Origin of the sequence: Pseudoalteromonas sp. SG45-2 (genome assembly GCF_014164115.1) — a bacterium.
Classification (GTDB): Bacteria; Pseudomonadota; Gammaproteobacteria; order Enterobacterales; family Alteromonadaceae; genus Pseudoalteromonas; species Pseudoalteromonas distincta.
This window is the reverse complement of record NZ_JACJEO010000010.1, coordinates 107,802-129,005: the sequence shown is the minus strand read 5'-3', so window position 1 is coordinate 129,005 and position 21,204 is coordinate 107,802. Positions and strand designations below refer to the sequence as shown.

Sequence of the window (21,204 nt, the reverse complement as noted above, 5' to 3'; positions counted from 1 at the left end):
CTATTTTAAGTTAGTTTATTTTTAAGTATTCAAGAGGTGAAGCATGGCTATTTCGTTTACAGGGTTAGGTTCTGGGTTAGCAGTTTCGGATATTGTTGATGCACTCGTTAATGCTGAACAAGCACCTGCTGAATCTCGCTTAAATACTACTGAAAGTAAATTAACTACGGATATTTCAGCTGTTGGGGCATTAAAATCTGCACTTGAAAAAGTACAAACCTCAATGGAAGCATTGGGCGATAGTGATAACTACCAAAAGCGAACTGCATCTGGCAATGATGATTTTATATCTATTAGCTCAGATAAAGATGCTCAGCCAGGCAGCTACAATGTAAAAGTAGACGCATTAGCACAGGCTCATAAGTTATCTTCCCCTGCATTTGCCGCTGACGAGGCAATTGGTGCTGGCGTAATTACAATTGGCTCTGGTGCAAATAGTTTCTCTACTGTTTTATCGGCTACAAATACGTTAGAAGATTTACGAGACCAAATTAATAACGGCCCTTTTACTGGCAGTGATAGTAATGATTCTGTTGTTGCAACTATAATAACCAGTGATACCGGTCAGCATTTAGTACTTACAAGTAAAGAAACTGGCGAAGACAACGCAATAACAATTACCGTACAAGACGATGACGGTAATAATACTGATACAGGCGGGTTATCTCGATTGGCTTATGATGTATCAGACGCAGACCCTGCTAATCATACAACTAACCTGACTGAAGTAAATGCTGCACAAAATGCACAAATAACCATTGATGGCACGTTGACAGTATCAAGCAATACTAATGAATTTAGTAACGTGATTGATGGCGTGGATATTACTGCTAAAAAGTTGCATGCCACTGACGACGACTTAAGTGATATATCGGTTACCGAAAACAACACTAATATTAAAACAGGTTTAAATGGGTTTATTGCTAGTTACAATGAATTGTTAGAGCTGAGCAATAATTTAGGAGCCTCAAGTGAAGCGGGTGCAGGAGTCATGGCTGGAGATTCACTACTTCGAGGCGTTATGTCAAAGCTTCGTAGTGAAATAACTGAATCAGTTGATTTAGGTGACGGTAACTCGTTATCACTTTCGCGGCTAGGTGTAGAAACAGATCGCTACGGTGTTTTAACGCTAAATACAGAAACACTCGATGAGCAAATAGACGCAGATGTAAATTTAGTGCAGCAGTTTTTTGTAGGTAATGACGATGATGGCTTCGCACAGTCTTTTGATGAGCTAATGAGCTTTTATACAGATTCTGACGGCATTATCCAAAACCGAATTGATAGTAAAACAAATCAGCTAGACGATTTAGATGATCAGCGCTTGGACCTTGCCAGTAAAATGGAGTCGCTATCGTCTCGCTTATATGCTCAATATAATGCGATGGATTTATTAGTGGCGAGCCTTAATAACACCAGCAGTTATGTTCAAGCTCAATTAGAGAATATGCCAGGCGTAGTAAGAGATAACTCCTAGTACATAACTATGATATTAAATTAATAACTAAATTAAGAAAGCACAAAAAACCGTTATTTAAAACGGTTTTTTTGTGTTTTCTATTTAAGTAGATTTTAGCGACTTGCTTTATAAGCTTTAATCGCCTTACCTGATTTTTTATGTTTAATAATAGCTTTAGATGACTCGTTTTTTGCACTATTCGCTTTTACTAAAATGGTATTTATACTAAGCTGAATTAATTCTAATTGCTTTGCGCTTGGGCCGTCGCTGCTTTCGCACCATTGCTTTAGTTCAACATTTAAAGTGTCTAAAAGAGGCCGAGCTTCGTCTGCGTTATTATCATTTACTAACACTTCAATATTACTAAGCAACGTTTGTATGAGCTCAGAGTAGTTTGTTAGTTGCTCTGAAGATGTTGGCGAGTCCATAATTGAAATTAAACCGCAGGGCTTCGTTGATCTAGTGGAATGTTATCCCAGCCTTCTTTAATTTCTTTAACAATACTTGATACTTCCACAATTGCTTCAATATCGTTGTTTATGTTCGCTTGCGTTAAACGGCGTTGGCAGTAATCGTAAAGTGCCAATAAATTGTTAGAAATACTAGGGTCTTGCTCTACTTCTAAATTAAGTGCGTCTTGCAGTGCACCAAATAATAAAACACAGGCCGAAATATTTTCACCTTTTTTTTGTATTTCTTTGCGCTCAATAAACCCTTTAGTTGCTGCTAAGCGACCGATGATATTACTGAATATAAGGTTTATTTGTTCGTAAGGGGCCATTTCGGCAATGCTGCTAGCACGAACTTGACCGTATTTTTTTACTGAGACATGAGCCATGGGAAGATCCTAAAATTTAAAACAATAAAATTATGTGAAAGCTAATATAAAAACTTATATAAAAATTCAATAAAGCTTTTATACTTTTATAGAAATAAAGCAATATTAATGCCAAGCATTTTTACTTATTTATGTATCGGCATTTGTAACTTCAACTTAAATTTATTTACTAACAATAGCATTTTTATAGCCGAGTAAATTAATTTTTAGGGCTAAGTTATAGTTAGGTAATAGTTAAGTAATGGCTAAGTTAAAACTATAACCCATACTTAATGATTAACTATTAAGTATGATTGACTTAACTAGCCCGCCTGTTTTTTGGCGTTTATGTCAAAAAACTGCCGCTATCACTTGCATCCATGCTGAACTGGCTTACAATTTAAATAATTATACAAATTAGTGAAAGTACGGCTCGCTAAATATGATCTTGATTTTAGATAATAATAACAACCGCGCAATAGGATTAAATGCTTCACTTGGCTTTATTGGTGAAGCTGTACAACTATTAAGCGAAGACTGCTTTGAACAAGAATGCAAAAAATATCAGCAGCAAGAATGCATGATTATTTTAGGAGCTTTGCAATCACTGGACCACGAAAGCTTAATTAAACGCTATCCAACATTACCGTTTTTATTAATTGGCGAAACGCTAAAACCACTATTAAGTATCGCTAATGTGGTGGGGCTTATTTGCGAGCCATTTAATCACGAAGTGACAACGCAGTTACTTCACGATTGCCAGCAGTATCAGCGCATGTTGCCAAATGAGCATAAGCATTCTAAACCACATAAAACTTTTGACGGACTTGTTGGTGAAACAGAGGCCGTAAAAGATGTTCGCTTTTTAATTGAACAAGTGGCAAAAACCGACGCTAATGTTTTAATTTTAGGCGAATCAGGCACAGGTAAAGAAGTGGTTGCCCGTAATGTTCACTTGCTTTCAAAGCGCATTAATGGACCGTTTGTACCTGTAAACTGTGGTGCTATTCCGGCAGAGCTGCTCGAAAGTGAACTATTTGGCCACGAAAAAGGCGCGTTTACTGGTGCTATATCGGCTCGTAAAGGGCGCTTTGAACTAGCTCAAGGCGGGACGCTATTTTTAGATGAAATAGGCGATATGCCACTGCAAATGCAAGTTAAGTTGCTGCGAGTATTGCAAGAACGCAGCTACGAACGTGTTGGTGGTACAAAGGCAATCCAAGCTGATGTACGCGTTATTGCGGCCACGCATCGTAATCTTGAAACAATGATTGAAGAGGGTAGTTTTAGGGAAGATTTATATTACCGTTTAAATGTATTCCCTATCGAAAACCCATCGCTGAGTGAACGAGCTGATGATATTCCGCTGCTTTTAAAAGAGTTAATGCGCCGTGTTAACGACCAGACTGGTTCTACCGCTAAGTTTACAGAGCGCGCAGTTGAGAGCTTAAAAGAACATGCTTGGCCTGGTAATATTCGTGAGCTTGCTAATTTGGTGGAGCGTATGGTTATTATGTTCCCTGACAAAGTGGTCGATATTCCTGATTTACCTAACAAATATCGTTACATTGAAGTTGAAGCCTACGAGCCAGAATACCCTGAAGAGTTAATGGAAAAAGACGCCTTTAACGACATATTTAGTACAGGCTTTAGTGATTACGAAAGTGAGCCAGACGCTGAGTTTAGCCAAACGGGTAGTGGGCTATTACCTGATGATGGTATTGAACTTAAAGATTATTTAGCAGAGCTTGAAATTAGCTTAATTACCCAAGCGTTAGAGCGCTATGATTACGTTGTAGCTCGCGCTGCAGAGATATTAGGGGTTCGCAGAACAACACTCGTTGAGAAAATGAAAAAGTATAATCTTTCACGAGATTAGAAGTACGAAAATGGTGAAATACTTTTCGTTATTTATTATTCATTTGTGATCAATCACTTTACGGGCTTTGCCCGTCACGCAAGCATGGCGTCTACAAGATAACCCAAACTTAAACCTTGGCGGTAGACGCTGAGTTTGCTCGCGTGAAAAGCGTAGCTTTTAATCATTTAAATAAAACGTTATTTCACAAAGAGAAAAACGAAGGTAAATGAGAAACCATAGTCAATTTACGCTTTACTTCTCTAAAGCGCAGCGTCTCTTAACCTCTTTGTGAACTAATCACTTTTATGGTTATAAATCACTTACTCACTAAAAGTCTTAATAATTTCTTCTTTCCTAAAACAATCATTACTGTGATCGTTAACCATACCGCAGGCCTGCATATGCGCATATACCGTTGTTGGGCCTAAAAACTTAAAACCCCGTTTTTTTAAATCTTTAGCAAATGCAGTTGATGCCTCTGTAATTGCTGGGTAGTCCTCAGCGTTATTTAAATTACTTATAATCGGTTTATTATCGACAAACTGCCATTGGTAGTTACTAAAACTTCCAAATTCTTTTTGTATTTCTATAAAGCACTTTGCGTTGTTAACAGTTGCCGCAATTTTTAAGCGATTGCGCACAATACCCTCATCAAGCATTAATCTCTCAATGTCATCTTGTGTGAGTTGTGCCACTTTATCTACATCAAAATTGGCAAATGCTTTTTTATAACCGCTGCGCTTTTTTAAAATTGTGTACCAGCTTAAGCCGGCTTGCGCTGATTCAAGAGTGATAAATTCAAACAGCTTTGTATCATCATAAAGAGGGACGCCCCATTCTTCATCATGGTAAATAACGTAGTCGGGTTTAGTGGTGTCGAGCCACGGGCAACGGCACTTTTTTTGCTCACTCATTATTATTCCTTTTTGTGTGCGTCATTTTTATGTCGCTCAAATTATTGATGTAACTTAATGATAAGTATGTAAATAAATTTTGGTATAAATCGTGCATTTAGACTTGTATCTACATCAATTCGAGATTTGATTATGGCCCTTGCTAGCGTGCTAAAACCACAGTTTTTTTCTGCAAATCAGTATAACCCATGTTTACTTCAAGAGGAGTACATTGGTGAATTAAGCGATCTGCGCAAGCAAGCAAGTTGGCTTTCGCATTTGGTTGATACCATGCCAGCAGGCGTGGTTGTACTTGATGGCAAAGGGTTGATTGCAAAAGCGAATCAAATAGCGATTGATATGCTTGGCGAGCCACTTGAAGGCGAACGCTGGTTTAATGTTATTCAGCGCTCTTTTAGGCCACATCAAGATGATGGCCATGAAGTGTCTTTAAAAGACGGACGCCTAATAAAACTTGATATTACTGCTTTAGCACCAGAGCCTGGGCAACTTATTTTAATGACGGATTTAACCGAAACTCGCCGCTTACAAAAACGTGTTGCACATATGCAGCGATTAAGCGCGCTGGGCAAAATGGTTGCATCATTAGCGCATCAAGTCCGTACGCCGCTCTCAGCCGCTATGCTTTATGCTGCTAATTTAGGGTCAAAGCGCTTACCCGAAGCATCTCGCGATAATTTTCAAACAAAGTTAATGTCGCGTTTAAAAGATTTAGAAACTCAAGTAAACGACATGCTGTTATTTGCTAAAAGTGGCGATCAGCAAGTTGTTGAGCAAGTTTCAATGCAGCAGCTTTTAACCGAAGTTAAAGCAGGTGCTGATGCGATGGTCGCACTTAATGAAAGTGAGCTAGATGTAAGCTTACCAGAACCCGATATACAAATAGTTGGTAATAAAACGGCATTGGCCAGTGCTATTCAAAATCTAGTGCACAATAGTATTCAAGTTATTGGCGGTGGCGCAAAAGTAAAAATTAGCGCACAAAGAGATTTAAAAGATTTAGATATGGTTCGTATTAGTGTGAGCGACAATGGCCCAGGTGTTGATTTAAGCCAAAGCGATAAAATTTTTGAACCATTTTTTACTACAAAAAGTCAGGGCACAGGTTTAGGGCTTGCTGTAGTGAGTTCGGTGGCTAGTGCGCACCAAGGCCGTGTTGATGTGACTAATAATACGCATGGTGGTGCCTGCTTTAGCTTGTTACTGCCTATTAAGGCAACATCTAAATTAGAGGGGTCATTATGAGTAACACTATTTTAGTTGTCGAAGATGACGCTGGGCTTCGTGAAGCCTTAATAGATACCCTTGAAATGTCGGGTATTGAATGTGTTGCAGCGAGCAGTGCTGAGCAAGCAATGATATTGCTTAAAAAAGATCAATTTTCGCTTGTTGTAAGCGACGTGCAAATGGGCGCAATGAGTGGACTTGATTTACTACGCAGTATTAAATTAAACCACCCTGACTTACCTGTATTGATGATGACGGCGTACGCCACAATTGACGATGCGGTAGAAGCCATGCGTCTAGGTGCAATTGACTACATGGCTAAACCATTTGCACCTGAAGTGCTGTTAAATATGGTGAGCCGTTATTTACCTGAAAAAGCAAAAGAAACCGACGGACCTATTGTTGCTGACCCAACTAGTATTCAATTATTGGAGCTTGCGAGTAAAGTAGCACGCTCTGATGCAAGTGTAATGGTACTTGGCCCAAGTGGTTCAGGTAAGGAAGTACTTGCTCGCTATATTCATGATAAGTCGAGCCGCTGTAATGAGCCATTTGTGGCGATTAACTGCGCGGCTATTCCTGAAAATATGCTCGAAGCCACTTTATTTGGTTACGAAAAAGGGGCTTTTACAGGCGCGATTCAAGCATGTCCGGGTAAGTTTGAGCAAGCACAAGGCGGGACTATTTTACTTGATGAAATTACAGAGATGGACTTAGGGCTACAAGCAAAGCTGTTACGCGTACTGCAAGAGCGTGAAGTAGAGCGTTTAGGGGGTCGTAAAACAATCCAGCTCGATGTACGTATTTTGGCAACCAGTAATCGTGATTTAAAAGAAGCCGTGTCTGAAAACCAATTTAGAGAAGATCTATATTACAGGCTTAATGTTTTTCCATTAATGTGGCGACCATTGTGCCAACGCCCTGGCGATATTATTGTATTGGCTAAGCATTTAATTGAGCGCCATATCAGTAAAAGTAAAGAGCTAATGGCGTATTTAGATAAAGCTGCCGAGCAAAAGTTACTGGCTCACGCGTGGCCTGGAAATGTACGCGAGCTTGATAACGTTATACAGCGTGCGCTTATACTGCGAAGTGGCGATACAATAAACGAGCATGCTATTTTTATTGAAAACTTAGCGCCTAATAACTTTGTTATGGAGCCATCATTGGCACCGGCGCAAACAGTATCGCCAACAGAAGTGGCTCACGTAAATAAAGGCGTTGATATAAGCACGCTAAGCTCTGCATATTATGATGAAAAATTGCATGCCGAGGATGAGCCTAAACAAGGTTTACTAGCAGCAGATACCGGTAGCTATAAAGATGAGCTTAAAGACAAAGAGCATCGCATTATTTTAGAAACCCTTGCACGTTGCCAAGGTAAGCGTAAAGACGTTGCCGAAACGTTGGGCATAAGCCCACGAACTTTACGTTATAAACTAGCGCAAATGCGCGATTTAGGTATTTCACTTCCTGCATAACCTCCTATAAACCCTAAGTTTGCGCTGCGAACTTAGGGTTGTCAAAACTCTGACTCACATAATTTAAAGCTAACCGCATGTATTTCAACAATTAATTTATTGGCATGTTTTGTGCTTTATTACTTGTAAGAGTTCACTGCGTGTCAGAGATAAATTATGAAAATTCAAAACAGTGCTGTATTTCAAGAAATGCAATCAATGGCTTTAGAAGCCGGCCGTAATAATCAAATAAATAAATTGCCGACTCAAGTTCAGCCTACTTCTACTTCCCAGTTTGGCGACATGCTAAGTGATGCACTAAATACAGTGCACGGTTTACAGCAAGATGCAGGTCAAAAAGTAACAGCGGTTGAAATGGGTGATCGAAGTGTATCGCTTGCTGAGGCGATGATTGCTTCTCAAAAATCGTCAGTTGCTTTTGAGGCTACAGTACAGGTTCGTAATAAACTTGTTGAAGCTTATAAAGAAATCATGAACATGCCTGTTTAATTAGGTAGTGGAGAATTATTGTGGCGCAATCTAACCAATCTACAGACCTAGCACTTGCTGGCGGCGGTATCGACCAAAGTGGTGGTGATGATCAACAAGAACAAAAGTCAGGCTACTTAAGTGCTTTAAGTGGTGTTGATGTATTGCGCCAAGTAACACTGGTAATAGCATTAGCGATTTGTTTAGCTATCGCGATTTTCATTATTATTTGGGCTCGTCAGCCAGATATGCGCCCGTTAGGCAAAATGCAAACTGAAGAGCTTATTCAAACATTAGACTTTTTAGATGCACAAAAAATTGAATATCAACTCGATGGCAATGTTGTATCGGTTGATGAAAGTGAATACCAAAACATTAAGCTACTAATGACCCGTGAAGGGTTAGAGCAAGGTCCAGCATCAGGCTCTGACATTATTATGCAAGATATGGGCTTTGGCGTAAGCCAACGCTTGGAGCGTGAGCGCCTAAAACATGGTCGTGAACAGCAATTAGCACGCACAATTGAAGAGCTTAACAACATTACTCGCGCCAAAGTATTGTTAGCCATTCCTAAAGAAAACGTATTTGCCCGCAGAGAGAAAAAACCATCCGCTACTGTTGTATTAACACTTAAGCGTGGCCGCTCACTTGACCGTGAAGAAGTAGACTCTGTTGTTGATATGATTGCTTCTGCAGTACAAGGCTTAGAGCCTGCACGTGTTACAGTCACTGACCAAAATGGTCGATTATTAAATTCAGGTTCGCAAAGCTCATTAGCAGCACGCTCTCGTAAAGAATACGATTTAGAACGTAAGCGCGAACAAGAGTATCTTGAAAAAATAGACAGTATTTTAATACCGGTTGTTGGGCTTGCAAACTATACAGCTCAAGTTGATTTGAGCATGGACTTTAGCTCAGTTGAGGAAACTCAAAAGCGTTATAACCCAGACCTACCAGCGGTTAGAAGCGAAACCACATTTGAAGAAAATAACATTGGTGGTTTAGCTGTTGGTATTCCTGGTGCGCTTACAAATCAACCACCGCTAAACTCAAACATCCCTGAAGTTGCAGGACAAGGCGGCGCAGGCACAGCTACGTCACCAACACGTAGCCACAAAGAAGCAACACGTAATTATGAACTCGATACAACTATTTCTCACAAGCGCCAGCAAAGTGGTGTAATACGCAGAATAAGTGTGTCAGTTGCTGTTGACTATGTCCCTAAAGTGGGAGAAAACGGCGAAACAACTATGGCCCCGCGCTCGGTAGAGGCATTGTCAAATATTCGTCGCTTACTACAAGGTGGTGTAGGTTTTGATATGCAACGTGGTGATGCACTTGAAGTAGTAACAGTGCCGTTTGTACGTGAAGCAACAAATTTATCAATAGAAGTGCCACTGTGGGAACAAGACTGGTTTATGAAAATAGCCCGCCTTGTGCTAGGCGCCTTAGTTATCATTGTATTGATAATGGCAGTAGTAAAACCAATGCTTAAGCGCTTAATTTACCCAGACGATACACTAGAAGAATACGACGAAGATGCATTAAGTTCAGGCGTAGATATTGGCGACAATACACTTGATATGCTAAATAAAGACTTTGATTCTGCTTCGGTTGGTTTCTCAAGTGATGGTACACTGCAGTTACCGGATTTACATGGCGACGAAGATTTACTCAAAGCAATTCGTGCCCTTGTAGCTAACGAACCAGAACTATCATCACAAGTAGTGAAAGCGTGGTTAACAGAAGATGACTGATCAAGAACAAAAACAACTCCCGCCAGCCTTTGATGTTGATAAGCTAGATGGGGTAGATAAAGCCGCTATATTACTTTTGAGTTTATCAGAAGAAGATGCCGCGCAAATCCTTAAACACTTAGAACCTAAACAGGTGCAAAAAGTGGGTATGGCAATGGCTGGGCTACAGGATTTATCTCAAGCTAAAATTAGCGCTGTACACAACTTGTTTATAGAACAAATTCAAAGCTTTAGTACCATTGGTTTTCAGTCAGAAGACTTTATTAAAAAAGCGCTTACAGCAGCACTTGGTGAAGACAAAGCCGCTAGCCTTATTGACCAAATTGTTATGGGCTCAGGTGCTAAAGGCTTGGATTCATTAAAATGGATGGACTCTAAGCAGGTAGCAAACATTATTCGTAATGAGCATCCGCAAATTCAAACCATTGTATTATCGTATTTAGAGCCAGAACAGTCAGCTGAGATTATTGCTCAGTTCCCTGAAAAAGTGCGTTTAGATTTAACAATGCGTATTGCAAACCTTGAAGAAGTTCAGCCAGCAGCACTGCAAGAGCTAAACGAAATTATGGAAAAACAATTTGCCGGCCAAGCAGGTGCACAAGCCGCTAAAATGGGTGGCTTAAAAGCAGCTGCAGATATAATGAACTACCTAGATACCAATGTAGAAGGGCAGTTAATGGACTCTATTCGTGAGCATGACGAAGAGATGTCGCAGCAAATTCAAGACTTAATGTTTGTGTTTGAAAACTTAATGGATGTTGAAGACCGTGGTATTCAAGCAATCCTGCGAGAAGTACAACAAGACGTATTAATGAAAGCAATTAAAGGCACCGACGATGCCCTTAAAGATAAAATACTGGGCAATATGTCTAAGCGTGCAGCCGAAATGCTTGCTGATGATTTAGAAGCTATGGCACCTGTTCGTATAAGTGAAGTAGAAGCGGCGCAAAAAGAGATTTTATCAACAGCGCGTCGTTTATCTGACTCAGGTGAAATTCAGCTGGGCGGCGGCGGTGGCGAGGAGTTCTTGTAAACCATGAGCAAACTCAAAGGGCGCACACTTCGGGCTGATGAAGCAGATGAATTATTAAAAAACTGGGCTATTCCAGATGTAGCACCAGATGAGAGCAGCTTTGGCAATCGCTCTACAGCTTACGGTACACCGCTTAGTGATCTGTATAAAAAAGAATTAGCTGAAGAAATGCCAATTGATGAGCCACAAGAACCAGAATTGCCTGCGCTTACTATGGTTGAGCTTGAACGCATTAGGCAAGATGCCTACGAAGAAGGCCTCAAGCAAGGTCATGAGCAAGGCTACATAGACGGTTTTGAAAAAGGCGTTGGCGAAGGCAAAGAGGCTGGCTACAAAGAAGGCTTAGAGCAAGGTAAAACAAAAGGCCTTGATGACGTAAAACCATTAATTGAAGAGCAGTTAACAAGTTTAAAAACTATTTTAGAGGGACTTACTGCACCGCTAGATAAAGTAGATGAACAAGCTGAAAAGCAATTAGTACAACTTGCTAGTATGTTAGCGGAAGCTGTTATTTATCAAGAAGTAAAAACATCGCCAGATGTGATCTTACATACGTTAAAGCAAAGTATAGATTCTCTTAATGCCGAGCAAGAAAAAGTACGAATTCATTTAAACCCCGAAGATTTAGAGCTCATAAAAGAGAGTTACGGTGAACAAACCATTATTGATAATAACTGGCAATTAATGGCAGAGCCCACTCTTGAGCGCGGTGGCTGTGAAGTTAAAACAGCGCAATCATCACTCGATATGACCCTTAAAACACGTGTCAAAGAAACGTTGGATAGTTTTTTGCATAATAGTGGTATCTAACTATTTTATCGGCGTGTTATGTCAACTCAACGTGCACCTTTAAGCGAACGCTTATCTCAATATCAACAACATATTAAAACCCCAGCGCCTGCTGTGGCAGGTATTTTAACGCGTGTTGTTGGCCTTACCCTTGAGGCTAGAGGTTTACGTGCTCCCGTTGGTAGCCAATGTAAAATAGAAACTATGAACGGCTTTGTAGACGCCGAAATAGTCGGTTTTAACGATCAAACTTTGTATTTAATGCCTAATGATCATATCTCTGGTGTACTTCCAGGTGCGCGTGTAATTCCTCAAGTTAATAACTTAGGTTTACCTGTAGGGATGAGTTTACTAGGGCGCGTGGTTGATGGCTTAGGGCGACCGCTAGATGGCCTAGGTAAAATTAATGCTGAGCATCATTTAAAGTTTGCACAAAATACTATAAACCCGCTTTCAAGAAGACCAATCACTAAGCCTATGGATGTAGGTGTGCGTGCTATTAACTCGGTTATTACAGTAGGACAAGGCCAGCGCATGGGCTTGTTTGCAGGCTCTGGTGTGGGTAAATCAGTACTTCTCGGTATGATGACCCGAGGTAGCGAAGCCGATGTCATTGTTGTTGGCTTAGTGGGGGAGCGTGGTCGCGAAGTAAAAGAATTTATTGAAGAAATACTCGGTGTAGAGGGGCGCAAACGTTCAGTTGTTGTCGCAGCGCCCGCTGATTCATCACCGCTTATGCGTTTAAAAGGCTGTGAGAGCGCCGTAACTATTGCAGAGTATTTTAGAGATCAGGGTTTAAACGTATTATTGTTACTCGATTCGGTAACGCGTTATGCAATGGCGCAACGTGAAATTGCACTTGCTGTAGGCGAGCCGCCTGCTACAAAGGGTTATCCGCCTTCGGTGTTTGCTAAATTACCTGCGCTGGTGGAACGTGCTGGTAATGGCGGTGAAGGGCAAGGTTCAATTACCGCCTTTTTTACGGTGTTGAGTGAAGGCGATGATATGCAAGACCCTATTGCTGATGCAGCGCGAGCTATTTTAGATGGCCACATTGTATTATCGCGTGATTTAGCCGACAGCGGGCACTATCCCGCTATAGATATAGAAAAATCGATTTCGCGTGTTATGCCTCAAGTCGTTTCTGAACCACACATGCAACAAGCCCGTGTACTTAAGCAAGTTTATTCAATGTATCAACAAAACAAAGATATGATTACTTTAGGTGCTTATCAAAAAGGGACCGATCAAATGCTCGACCAAGCCATAAATATGATGCCAAGAGTAAATGCATTTTTACAACAAGGTATGCGAGATGTCATTAGTTACGATGATGGTCTGCAAGGTCTTGCTCAGTTACTAGGACAAGCATAATGGCTAAAAATAAACTCGATTTATTGCTCAAAATTGAAAATGATAAAGAAGAAAATTTGCGCATGAGTTACTTACAAGCCAATCAAAATTTGCAAGCAAATCAACAAAAGCTGCAAGGCTTAAATAACTTTAGACTTGAATATTCTCAACAGTTACACCTAAAAGGTAAGTCGGGTTTATCTAGTGCAGGGTTTGGTCAGTACCATGCTTTTATAGCTAAAATTGAAGAGGCAATTCGCCAACAAGCAAGTACAGTAAATACCGCTAAGCAAGTTGTTACTCAACGTAAAACGCTATGGCTTAAGCAGCAAATTAAAGCTAAAGCAGTTGCCAAATTAATCGAGAATCAAAAACTCAAAGCAAATGCATTAATGGCTAAAAACGAGCAAAAAATGTTAGATGAGTTTTCAGCTAATCAGTTTTTTCAACGTCGGAAAGCTTTGTAATTCAGGCACGTTAATTGCTTTGTTACTTAGTGGTATTTAACTTTTGGCGGTATGCGGTGGCATATTGCCGTAATGGTATTAGGTGATTTATGGCGATGAATAACATTTCGTTTTTAGTTTCTTCTGAAAAAGATTCACTGTTAGCTTTTAAAGACAATAGCTTAGCTAATGGCGAAGGAAATTTAGGCGAGGAATTTTTAAGCCAGCTAAACGAAGCGCATAACTCTATGGGGCCTTTGCTTAAGGGCAATAAAAATCCCGATGCCGAAAACTCGATTGCCATACCTAAGCATAAACAGCCAGAAGAAAATGAAAATCTGAGCGTAAAGCTAGATGAAATAACAACAGACGAAGTTACTTTTTTATCTGTTGAGATGCTTGATCAAATTAATTCAGCACAAGCAATGAGCACCTCGATTAATAAGCCGTTCGATGCAACTAAAAGTATAGAATCAGAAGATGCAGAGTTAGAAACCACCTCAGTAATTTTATCTGCTAATACAAGTGATGAAGTAACGACTGAAGAAGCGAATACAGCGAGTGTAGTGCAAAATCCAATTGCCACTAATGTAGACTCTAAAACGGCTAAATTAATTGATTCAAAAAGCGATAACTTAAGCTCACTACCTTTGAACTCTTTACCATTAAATGAAGGCAAGCATCGGAAAAGTGGTGTTGCTGAAGCTATTGAAGGGCCATTAAATTCTATAAATAAAAAGCCAGATGACAGCCCTGGCTCTACAGTAGAAAAACCTGAATTTGCATTAATGAGTTCTAAAGAGCAGCTAGGACAAAATAAGTCTGCTGATAAAAATAATACAGTTTTGCCAACACCCGCCGACAAAGCGAGCGTTACTCAGTCTCCTTTAGCCACAACTGAAGCTGATAATAATGCAGCAATAGATACGTTAATGACTAAAGATGCGAGCTTAATTAAAGCTAATAGTGTTATTGCTAGTTTAACGCCTGAGCAGCGCTCACAACTTAACGCGCAAGTTAAGGTATTAGAGAACGCTGATTCAACAAATAGCGCAACAAGTAACACTTCAAATATTAAGCAAATGCTTGCACAATTTATTACTGATAACGAAAAAGCACAAAGCACGGTAACAAAACACTCTTTTAGCGCAGAGATAAATTCACTTAATACAACTGAAAAACAAAGTTTATTAACGCAATTAAACGCATATATTAAAACAGAGCAGCCTAAAGGCGAGCAGTTGTCAGTGCTTAAGCAAACAGTTAATGAGTTAAAAGCTTCTATTGAAATTGGGCTTGCTGATACCGCTAAATCAGACTCAAAAACGTTTGTGGCCTCAGAGACTCCTAATACAGTATATGATCCACAAAAGTTAAGCTTAAAGGCATCTACAAACGAAGGCGCGGATATTAATAAAGCCGTAGCAACCTCAGCTAAGCGTGATGATTTATTAAAATCATTTGAAGAGTTACAAAAAGATGGGCTTAGAAAAATAACGGCAGAACAAACTCCTGGACGCGTAGCACAAGTATTTACGCAAATTACAGCCGCTTTAAATACTCAGCAAACGAGCACATTAAGCCAATACGACTCATTAAGTTACGAGCAGAGCTTACTTGATACCCAAATAATTCAAACTCAACAATTACAAAGTACATCACAAGTTAAGCAAGTAAGTATTGATCCAGGTGTAATGCAGGCAATTAATATTGTTAAAAGTGATGCAGCTAAATTACTGCAAGAGCGCGTTAGCTCAATGTTGAGCATTAATAATAAAGAAGCAGAAATTCGCCTCGATCCTCCAGAAATGGGCAGCATGCAAATACGTATTCGTAGCGATGCAGAACAAGCACATATAAACTTTGTTGTACAAAACCAGCAAGCCAAAGAAGCGCTTGAGCAATCAATGCCGCGCTTACGTGAAATGTTAGCGCAACAAGGGCTAGAGCTTGGTGAAAGCACTATTTCTTATGGGCAATCAGGTGGTGAAACAGCTGAGCAAAGTGAGAGTGGAGCCCAAGGTAATTTGGCTAATAATAAGTCAGTTAATGATGAAAATGACGAGCAAGCAAATAACACTGCACAAAGTTCTCGACAACAAACTTCATCATCAATAGATTACTATGCCTAAGTACTGCTATTATAATAGTTAAAACAAGCAAGTACCTTTGCGATTAAAGGAATCATGATGGCTGAAGAAGCAAGTTTAGAAATCGAAGAAACCGGTAAAAGTAAAAAGAAACTAATAATAATCATAGTAGCTGTACTACTTATTGCAGGTGGTGCTGCGGGTTACTTTTTTATGTCAGGTTCGGATGCGCCAGTTGAAACCTTAGATGAAGAGACTGCGATGTCGACTGATGCTGCTCCTGCAGCTTCTGGTTCATCAGCAGAAGTTGGTAGTGCTTTGTATGTTGCTATGCCACGCCCATTTGTATTTAACGTGCCTGGCTCAAGTCGCGATAGAATTGTCCAAATTAAAGTACAATTATTAGTGCGTGGCGAAGTAAATGAAGAAACAGCCAAAAAACATATTCCGCTAATAGAAGGGACGCTATTAAGCGTGTTTTCTACTACAACTGCTGATGAGTTAAGTACGAGCTCTGGTAAAGAAACACTTCGTTTTTCTGCACTTGAAAAGGTACAAAAAGCCTTAATGGATGTTGAAGGCAGTAAAGTAATTGAGCGGGTATTGTTTACCGGCTTTGTGATGCAATAAGGGGTTAGCGTGAGCGATTTATTATCCCAAGACGAAATTGATGCGCTATTACATGGCGTTGATGACGTTGAAGAGGAAGATATACACGAAGGTGAAGATGGCGGGGGAAGTACGCTTCAGTACGATTTTTCTTCGCAAGATCGGATCGTACGTGGTCGTATGCCGACGCTGGAAATTGTTAACGAACGCTTTGCTCGTCATATGCGAATTAGCCTATTTAATATGATGCGTCGCACCGCAGAGGTGTCTATTAACGGCGTGCAAATGATTAAGTTTGGCGAGTATATTCATACTTTATTTGTCCCAACCAGTTTAAATATGGTCCGTTTTAGGCCTTTAAAAGGCACTGGCCTGATTACCATGGAAGCACGACTTGTGTTTATTTTGGTAGATAACTTTTTTGGTGGTGACGGGCGTTATCATGCAAAGATAGAGGGCCGAGAATTTACCCCAACAGAGCGCCGGATTGTACAAATGCTCCTTAAAATAATCTTTGAAGATTATAAAGAAGCATGGGCACCGGTTATGGATGTATCGTTTGAATATCTCGATTCAGAAGTAAACCCAGCTATGGCGAATATTGTAAGTCCAACAGAAGTTGTGGTTATTAGCTCTTTTCATATTGAGCTTGATGGCGGTGGCGGCGATTTTCATATTGCACTTCCGTATTCGATGCTTGAGCCAATCCGAGAGCTTTTAGATGCGGGTGTTCAATCTGATACAGAGGATACCGACTTACGTTGGAGCAAAGCACTTCGCGATGAAATAATGGATGTTGAGGTTGATATGTCGACTCAGTTACTTGAAGTTGATTTGACCTTAAAGCAAATTATGGAATTAAAAGCAGGTGATATTATTCCGGTTGAAATGCCTGAGCATATAACCGTATTTGTTGAGGAACTCCCTACATTTAGAGCCAAGATGGGTCGCTCTCGCGATAATGTTGCGCTTCAAATTAGTGAAAAAATTAAACGACCTGATTCAGTTAAATCTGAGCTGCATGTATTTACCAAAGGCGGCAAGAAAATTGACTCAGATGCAGAATTAGCAGAACTAGAAGATGATTTACACCTCTCTGACGGTGTAGACTTAGACTGGTAATTGATTAAAAGGTTAAAAGTATGAGCGATGATCAAGACACAATGGATGAATGGGCAGCAGCATTAGCAGAAGCCGAAGGTCCAGATGATAGTGGCGAAGCACATGTTGCAGAGCTTGATGAGTTAAGTGATTCAAAACATGAAATGAGTGGTGATGAAAAACGAAAACTCGACACTATTTTAGATATCCCCGTTACTATTTCAATGGAAGTAGGGCGCTCTAAAATCAACATTCGTAACTTACTGCAACTTAATCAAGGCTCTGTTGTTGAGCTTGACCGTGTTGCGGGTGAGCCGCTAGACGTGCTAGTTAATGGTACTTTAATCGCTCATGGCGAAGTAGTTGTAGTAAACGACAAATTTGGTATTCGCTTAACTGACGTGATAAGCCAAGTAGAGCGGATCAAAAAATTACGATGAGCTTATTAGTTGCTTTAACGACTACCGTTTTTTCAAAAGCAGATGTGGCAACACCCACTGGGGATATACTCTCTATGGTGCTGTCGCTTGTAATGGTGCTAGTACTGATTATTGTACTGGCATTTTTTGTTAAAAAGCTTAACCCTAATTTAGCAAATAGTGATGAGTTTAAAGTAGTTAGAAGTCTACCTTTAGGTTCTCGCGAGCGTTTAATGGTTGTTGAGATAGATAATGCTCAGCACTTACTTGGTGTAACTCCCCACAGTATTAATTATTTACACAAGTTAGAAACCCCATTAAGTGAAAAAGAACTGCCTGAACTCGCTAAACGATTTGGTAAACTTTTAAACCCGCAATCAAACCAAAATAAAAAGAATTAAACCTATGACAAAGTGGCTGCTTATTATTTTTGCCATGGTGTTTGTACCAAATGTAAGTGCAGAAGGAATTGATGCCCTTACTATTACAACAAACGCTGATGGCACGCAAGATTACTCAGTAACGTTACAAGTTTTAGCAATTATGACGGCGCTGAGTTTTATACCGGCCGCCATAATTATGATGACCTCTTTTACACGAATTATTGTTGTACTCGCCATTTTGCGCCAAGCAATTGGCTTACAGCAAACACCGTCAAACCAAGTGTTATTAGGTATGTCACTTTTTTTAAGTATTTTTATAATGGCGCCTATTTATCAGCAGGTAAACGAGCGAGCTATAGAGCCTTACTTAAATGAGCAGGTTACATCAGTAGAGGCTTTAGAGCTTGCTAAAGAGCCAATGAAAGCATTTATGCTTTCACAGGTGCGTTTAAAAGATTTAGAAACGTTCGCTAAAATTGCTGGTTACGATCAGCTAAATTCGCCACAAGATACGCCATTAATAGTGTTAATACCGGCCTTTGTAACCAGCGAACTGCAAACGGCATTTATAATTGGGTTTATGTTTTTTATCCCATTTTTAATTGTTGATTTAGTGGTCGCTTCGGTATTAATGGCGATGGGTATGATGATGCTTTCCCCCATGATAGTGTCCTTACCGTTTAAAATTATGCTGTTTGTACTTGTTGATGGTTGGAGCTTAGTGATGGGGACTCTAGCTAAAAGCTTTGGTTTAGGGACTTAGTATGCAAAGCATTAACATGACCCAACAATAGGAGTACAACATGGAACCGGAAATTTTTGTTGATATTCTAAGTGACGCGCTGTTTTTAGTTATTAAATTGGTGTCTGCAATCGTTGTCCCAGGCCTAATTATTGGTTTAGTGGTTGCTGTGTTTCAGGCGGCAACATCAATCAATGAACAAACGTTGAGCTTTTTACCTCGTTTATTAATTACCATTAGTGCGCTAATTGTAGGTGGGCACTGGCTTACTCAAGAACTGATGGATTTTTTTACTCGCCTAGTATTACTTATTCCTGAAATTGCAGGTTAAACGTGGAATACCCCTTTGCTGTCGTTATTCAATGGTTGAGCGATTTTTTGCTGCCCCTGGTACGCATTAGCTCAATGATTATGATTATGGCTGGTTTAGGGGCTAAAAATGTCCCTACGCGTATAAAAATGGGTTTATCAGTTGTCGTAACTTTTCTTGTTGTTCCTGTTCTGCCGCCAGCTACATTCACTAATTTATTTTCGTTTGAGATGATTTTAGTCGTTATTCAACAAATGCTGATTGGTGTTGCTATTGGTTTTGCATCTATACTTTTATTAAATACCTTTGTTTTAGCAGGGCAAATACTTGCGATGCAAACCGGTTTAGGTTTTGCTTCGGTTATTGACCCCTCTAATGGCGCAAGCGTCCCAGCGGTTGGCCAGTTTTTCCTTATTTTGGCCACCTTGTTATTTTTTGCTTTTAACGGTCATTTAATGATGATTCAAATGGTGGTGCATAGCTTTCAAGTGCTACCCATTGATGGCACATGGTGGTCTGTAGATCATTACTGGGACATAGTGACTTGGGGCGGCTGGATGTTTACTACAGCACTGGTACTCTCACTTGCACCGCTTACCGCAATGCTCGTTATTAATATGTCGTTTGGGATTATGACGCGTGCAGCGCCGCAATTAAATATTTTCTCTATTGGTTTTCCGTTTACCTTGGTAGCTGGACTGATTATTATTTGGGCAACACTAGGTAACTTTGTTACTCAGTTTGAGTTTCAATGGTTAAAAATGGTTGAGCTAATGTGTACTTTAGTTGGTTGCTCACCTTAGGAGAAAGTCATGTCTGAAGACTCAGGACAAGAAAAAACAGAAGAACCGACATCCAAAAAGCTTGAAGAATCTAAAAAGAAAGGCCAAATAGCACGCTCAAAAGAGTTAGGTACCATGTTTGTACTTATTTTTTCGGCTATATCGCTTTTGATGTATGGTCCTGAAATTGGTAAAGGTTTATACAATGTAATGGGCCGAACCCTTAGCTTAAACCGCAACGAAGCCTTTGATACCACTAAAATGTTTGCCGTGTGGGGAGAGGTTGCAGACGCGTTGATGTTTCCTATGGCTATGTTTGTGTTAATTATCGTTTTGGCTGCATTTATTGGTAATACGTTACTCGGTGGTTTTAACTTTAGCTGGGAAGCTGCTGCACCTAAAGCAAGTAAAATGTCGCCAATGAAGGGCTTTAAGCGGATGTTTGGCCCACAAGCGGCTATTGAGCTTGTAAAGTCACTTTTAAAATTTGGTTTGGTTGCAAGTTTTGCTGTGTTTTTAATTAATACTTATTTTGATGAAATACTGCATTTAAGTTTAGAAAGTGCGCCGGGTAATATTATTCATGCCTTAGAGATTTTAGGGTGGATGTTTTTAGGCCTTTCGTGCACTTTAATTGTTATTGCCGCCATTGATGCACCATTTCAAAGTTACAACCATAACAAACAACTTAAAATGACAATGCAAGAAATTAAAGATGAGTATAAAAACTCTGAAGGTGACCCACAAATAAAAGCGCGCATTAGGCAAACACAAAGGCAAATGTCGCAAAACCGCATGATGCAAGATGTTCCTGACGCTGATGTTATTGTTACGAACCCAACTCACTACTCTGTAGCATTAAAATACGACACGGAGCGCGCAGGTGCGCCTATAGTGCTTGCTAAAGGCATTGATGAAATGGCGATGCAAATTCGAAAAGTAGCAATAGGGAATGAAGTACCTATATTAGAATCCCCCATGTTGACCCGAGCGCTTTATCATACGGCTGAAGTAGGAGAGCAAATACCCGATCAGCTATTTACCGCAGTAGCGCAAGTTTTAGCGTATGTATTTCAGCTTAAGCGCTTTAATAAAGGGCGCGGTAAACGTCCAACTAAGCTCAATAAAAAGCTGCCAATCCCCGATGCCTACAAGTATTAAAC

At 40.1% G+C, this 21,204-nt stretch carries 22 protein-coding genes; 19 read left to right on the top strand and 3 right to left on the bottom strand.

Annotated features, from left to right (window positions below):
* Positions 1-43 precede the first annotated feature (43 nt).
* Complete coding sequence (fliD, locus tag H5116_RS09440; protein ID WP_182716013.1) at positions 44-1,477, top strand: flagellar filament capping protein FliD; 1,434 nt, start codon at positions 44-46, stop codon at positions 1,475-1,477.
* 95 nt (positions 1,478-1,572) lie between these two features.
* Here the strand turns inward: fliD and H5116_RS09435 are convergent, their stop codons facing one another.
* A complete protein-coding gene (locus tag H5116_RS09435; RefSeq protein ID WP_182716012.1) occupies positions 1,573-1,887 on the bottom strand; it encodes a hypothetical protein in 315 nt (104 codons plus the stop codon).
* Positions 1,888-1,895: 8 nt separating this feature from the next.
* The gene (fliS, locus tag H5116_RS09430; RefSeq protein ID WP_024592736.1) at positions 1,896-2,297 is read right to left on the bottom strand and encodes a flagellar export chaperone FliS; all 402 of its coding nucleotides are present in this window, start codon (positions 2,295-2,297) and stop codon (positions 1,896-1,898) included.
* A gap of 421 nt (positions 2,298-2,718) precedes the next feature.
* Between fliS and H5116_RS09425 the strand changes: the two genes are divergently transcribed.
* Complete coding sequence (locus H5116_RS09425; protein WP_182682706.1) at positions 2,719-4,155, top strand: sigma-54-dependent Fis family transcriptional regulator; 1,437 nt, start codon at positions 2,719-2,721, stop codon at positions 4,153-4,155.
* Positions 4,156-4,457: 302 nt separating this feature from the next.
* Here the strand turns inward: H5116_RS09425 and H5116_RS09420 are convergent, their stop codons facing one another.
* Positions 4,458-5,051 carry a DNA-3-methyladenine glycosylase I gene (locus H5116_RS09420; protein WP_182695479.1) on the bottom strand — a complete coding sequence of 198 codons (594 nt, stop codon included), beginning with the start codon at positions 5,049-5,051 and terminating at the stop codon, positions 4,458-4,460.
* A gap of 132 nt (positions 5,052-5,183) precedes the next feature.
* Between H5116_RS09420 and H5116_RS09415 the strand changes: the two genes are divergently transcribed.
* The 17 genes from H5116_RS09415 to flhB all read left to right on the top strand — a co-directional run bounded on the left by H5116_RS09415 (position 5,184) and on the right by flhB (position 21,202).
* Positions 5,184-6,296 carry a PAS domain-containing sensor histidine kinase gene (locus H5116_RS09415; RefSeq protein ID WP_008168789.1) on the top strand — a complete coding sequence of 371 codons (1,113 nt, stop codon included), beginning with the start codon at positions 5,184-5,186 and terminating at the stop codon, positions 6,294-6,296.
* Entirely contained in the window at positions 6,293-7,759 is a 1,467-nt protein-coding gene (locus H5116_RS09410; RefSeq protein ID WP_182716011.1) for a sigma-54 dependent transcriptional regulator, read from the top strand. Before H5116_RS09415 ends, H5116_RS09410 begins: the two co-directional genes overlap by 4 nt.
* 156 nt (positions 7,760-7,915) lie before the next feature.
* Positions 7,916-8,248, top strand: coding sequence for a flagellar hook-basal body complex protein FliE (fliE, locus tag H5116_RS09405; protein ID WP_182716010.1), 333 nt, complete (start codon positions 7,916-7,918; stop codon positions 8,246-8,248).
* A gap of 20 nt (positions 8,249-8,268) precedes the next feature.
* Entirely contained in the window at positions 8,269-9,984 is a 1,716-nt protein-coding gene (gene fliF / locus H5116_RS09400; protein WP_182716009.1) for a flagellar basal-body MS-ring/collar protein FliF, read from the top strand.
* Positions 9,977-11,017, top strand: a complete 1,041-nt coding sequence (gene fliG, locus H5116_RS09395) for a flagellar motor switch protein FliG (RefSeq protein WP_007581881.1) — start codon at positions 9,977-9,979, stop codon at positions 11,015-11,017. The genes fliF and fliG overlap by 8 nt, the downstream gene beginning before the upstream one ends.
* Positions 11,018-11,020: 3 nt before the next feature.
* Positions 11,021-11,827, top strand: coding sequence for a flagellar assembly protein FliH (fliH, locus tag H5116_RS09390; protein WP_002959339.1), 807 nt, complete (start codon positions 11,021-11,023; stop codon positions 11,825-11,827).
* Positions 11,828-11,845: 18 nt separating this feature from the next.
* On the top strand, positions 11,846-13,180 hold the full coding sequence (gene fliI / locus H5116_RS09385) for a flagellar protein export ATPase FliI (protein WP_002959338.1): 1,335 nt from the start codon (positions 11,846-11,848) through the stop codon (positions 13,178-13,180).
* Positions 13,180-13,626, top strand: a complete 447-nt coding sequence (fliJ, locus tag H5116_RS09380) for a flagellar export protein FliJ (protein ID WP_002959337.1) — start codon at positions 13,180-13,182, stop codon at positions 13,624-13,626. Before fliI ends, fliJ begins: the two co-directional genes overlap by 1 nt.
* 89 nt (positions 13,627-13,715) lie before the next feature.
* Positions 13,716-15,737: a flagellar hook-length control protein FliK gene (locus H5116_RS09375; RefSeq protein ID WP_182716008.1), complete on the top strand. Its 2,022-nt coding sequence runs from the start codon at positions 13,716-13,718 to the stop codon at positions 15,735-15,737.
* A gap of 57 nt (positions 15,738-15,794) precedes the next feature.
* A complete protein-coding gene (fliL, locus tag H5116_RS09370; protein WP_002959335.1) occupies positions 15,795-16,325 on the top strand; it encodes a flagellar basal body-associated protein FliL in 531 nt (176 codons plus the stop codon).
* Between the two features lie 9 nt (positions 16,326-16,334).
* Positions 16,335-17,426 (top strand): flagellar motor switch protein FliM, encoded by a 1,092-nt coding sequence (fliM, locus tag H5116_RS09365; protein ID WP_002959334.1) that lies wholly within the window; start codon positions 16,335-16,337, stop codon positions 17,424-17,426.
* A 20-nt stretch (positions 17,427-17,446) separates the two neighbouring features.
* Entirely contained in the window at positions 17,447-17,845 is a 399-nt protein-coding gene (gene fliN, locus H5116_RS09360; protein ID WP_002959332.1) for a flagellar motor switch protein FliN, read from the top strand.
* Positions 17,842-18,225 (top strand): flagellar biosynthetic protein FliO, encoded by a 384-nt coding sequence (fliO, locus tag H5116_RS09355; protein ID WP_002959331.1) that lies wholly within the window; start codon positions 17,842-17,844, stop codon positions 18,223-18,225. The genes fliN and fliO overlap by 4 nt, the downstream gene beginning before the upstream one ends.
* 4 nt (positions 18,226-18,229) lie before the next feature.
* A complete protein-coding gene (gene fliP, locus H5116_RS09350; protein ID WP_002959327.1) occupies positions 18,230-18,970 on the top strand; it encodes a flagellar type III secretion system pore protein FliP in 741 nt (246 codons plus the stop codon).
* Positions 18,971-19,010: 40 nt separating this feature from the next.
* A complete protein-coding gene (fliQ, locus tag H5116_RS09345; RefSeq protein WP_002959325.1) occupies positions 19,011-19,280 on the top strand; it encodes a flagellar biosynthesis protein FliQ in 270 nt (89 codons plus the stop codon).
* A 2-nt stretch (positions 19,281-19,282) separates the two neighbouring features.
* The gene (fliR, locus tag H5116_RS09340; protein ID WP_024596364.1) at positions 19,283-20,062 is read left to right on the top strand and encodes a flagellar biosynthetic protein FliR; all 780 of its coding nucleotides are present in this window, start codon (positions 19,283-19,285) and stop codon (positions 20,060-20,062) included.
* A gap of 9 nt (positions 20,063-20,071) precedes the next feature.
* Complete coding sequence (flhB, locus tag H5116_RS09335; protein ID WP_024596365.1) at positions 20,072-21,202, top strand: flagellar biosynthesis protein FlhB; 1,131 nt, start codon at positions 20,072-20,074, stop codon at positions 21,200-21,202.
* Positions 21,203-21,204: the final 2 nt, after the last annotated feature.

Bases quoted from the DNA above. Each gene is read 5' to 3' on its own strand.
- fliD (WP_182716013.1), top strand. From the start codon at position 44: ATGGCTATTTCGTTTACAGGGTTAGGTTCTGGGTTAGCAGTTTCGGAT.
- H5116_RS09435 (WP_182716012.1), bottom strand. From the start codon at position 1,887: ATGGACTCGCCAACATCTTCAGAGCAACTAACAAACTACTCTGAGCTC.
- fliS (WP_024592736.1), bottom strand. From the start codon at position 2,297: ATGGCTCATGTCTCAGTAAAAAAATACGGTCAAGTTCGTGCTAGCAGC.
- H5116_RS09425 (WP_182682706.1), top strand. From the start codon at position 2,719: ATGATCTTGATTTTAGATAATAATAACAACCGCGCAATAGGATTAAAT.
- H5116_RS09420 (WP_182695479.1), bottom strand. From the start codon at position 5,051: ATGAGTGAGCAAAAAAAGTGCCGTTGCCCGTGGCTCGACACCACTAAA.
- H5116_RS09415 (WP_008168789.1), top strand. From the start codon at position 5,184: ATGGCCCTTGCTAGCGTGCTAAAACCACAGTTTTTTTCTGCAAATCAG.
- H5116_RS09410 (WP_182716011.1), top strand. From the start codon at position 6,293: ATGAGTAACACTATTTTAGTTGTCGAAGATGACGCTGGGCTTCGTGAA.
- fliE (WP_182716010.1), top strand. From the start codon at position 7,916: ATGAAAATTCAAAACAGTGCTGTATTTCAAGAAATGCAATCAATGGCT.
- fliG (WP_007581881.1), top strand. From the start codon at position 9,977: ATGACTGATCAAGAACAAAAACAACTCCCGCCAGCCTTTGATGTTGAT.
- fliH (WP_002959339.1), top strand. From the start codon at position 11,021: ATGAGCAAACTCAAAGGGCGCACACTTCGGGCTGATGAAGCAGATGAA.
- fliI (WP_002959338.1), top strand. From the start codon at position 11,846: ATGTCAACTCAACGTGCACCTTTAAGCGAACGCTTATCTCAATATCAA.
- fliJ (WP_002959337.1), top strand. From the start codon at position 13,180: ATGGCTAAAAATAAACTCGATTTATTGCTCAAAATTGAAAATGATAAA.
- H5116_RS09375 (WP_182716008.1), top strand. From the start codon at position 13,716: ATGGCGATGAATAACATTTCGTTTTTAGTTTCTTCTGAAAAAGATTCA.
- fliL (WP_002959335.1), top strand. From the start codon at position 15,795: ATGGCTGAAGAAGCAAGTTTAGAAATCGAAGAAACCGGTAAAAGTAAA.
- fliN (WP_002959332.1), top strand. From the start codon at position 17,447: ATGAGCGATGATCAAGACACAATGGATGAATGGGCAGCAGCATTAGCA.
- fliO (WP_002959331.1), top strand. From the start codon at position 17,842: ATGAGCTTATTAGTTGCTTTAACGACTACCGTTTTTTCAAAAGCAGAT.
- fliP (WP_002959327.1), top strand. From the start codon at position 18,230: ATGACAAAGTGGCTGCTTATTATTTTTGCCATGGTGTTTGTACCAAAT.
- fliQ (WP_002959325.1), top strand. From the start codon at position 19,011: ATGGAACCGGAAATTTTTGTTGATATTCTAAGTGACGCGCTGTTTTTA.
- flhB (WP_024596365.1), top strand. From the start codon at position 20,072: ATGTCTGAAGACTCAGGACAAGAAAAAACAGAAGAACCGACATCCAAA.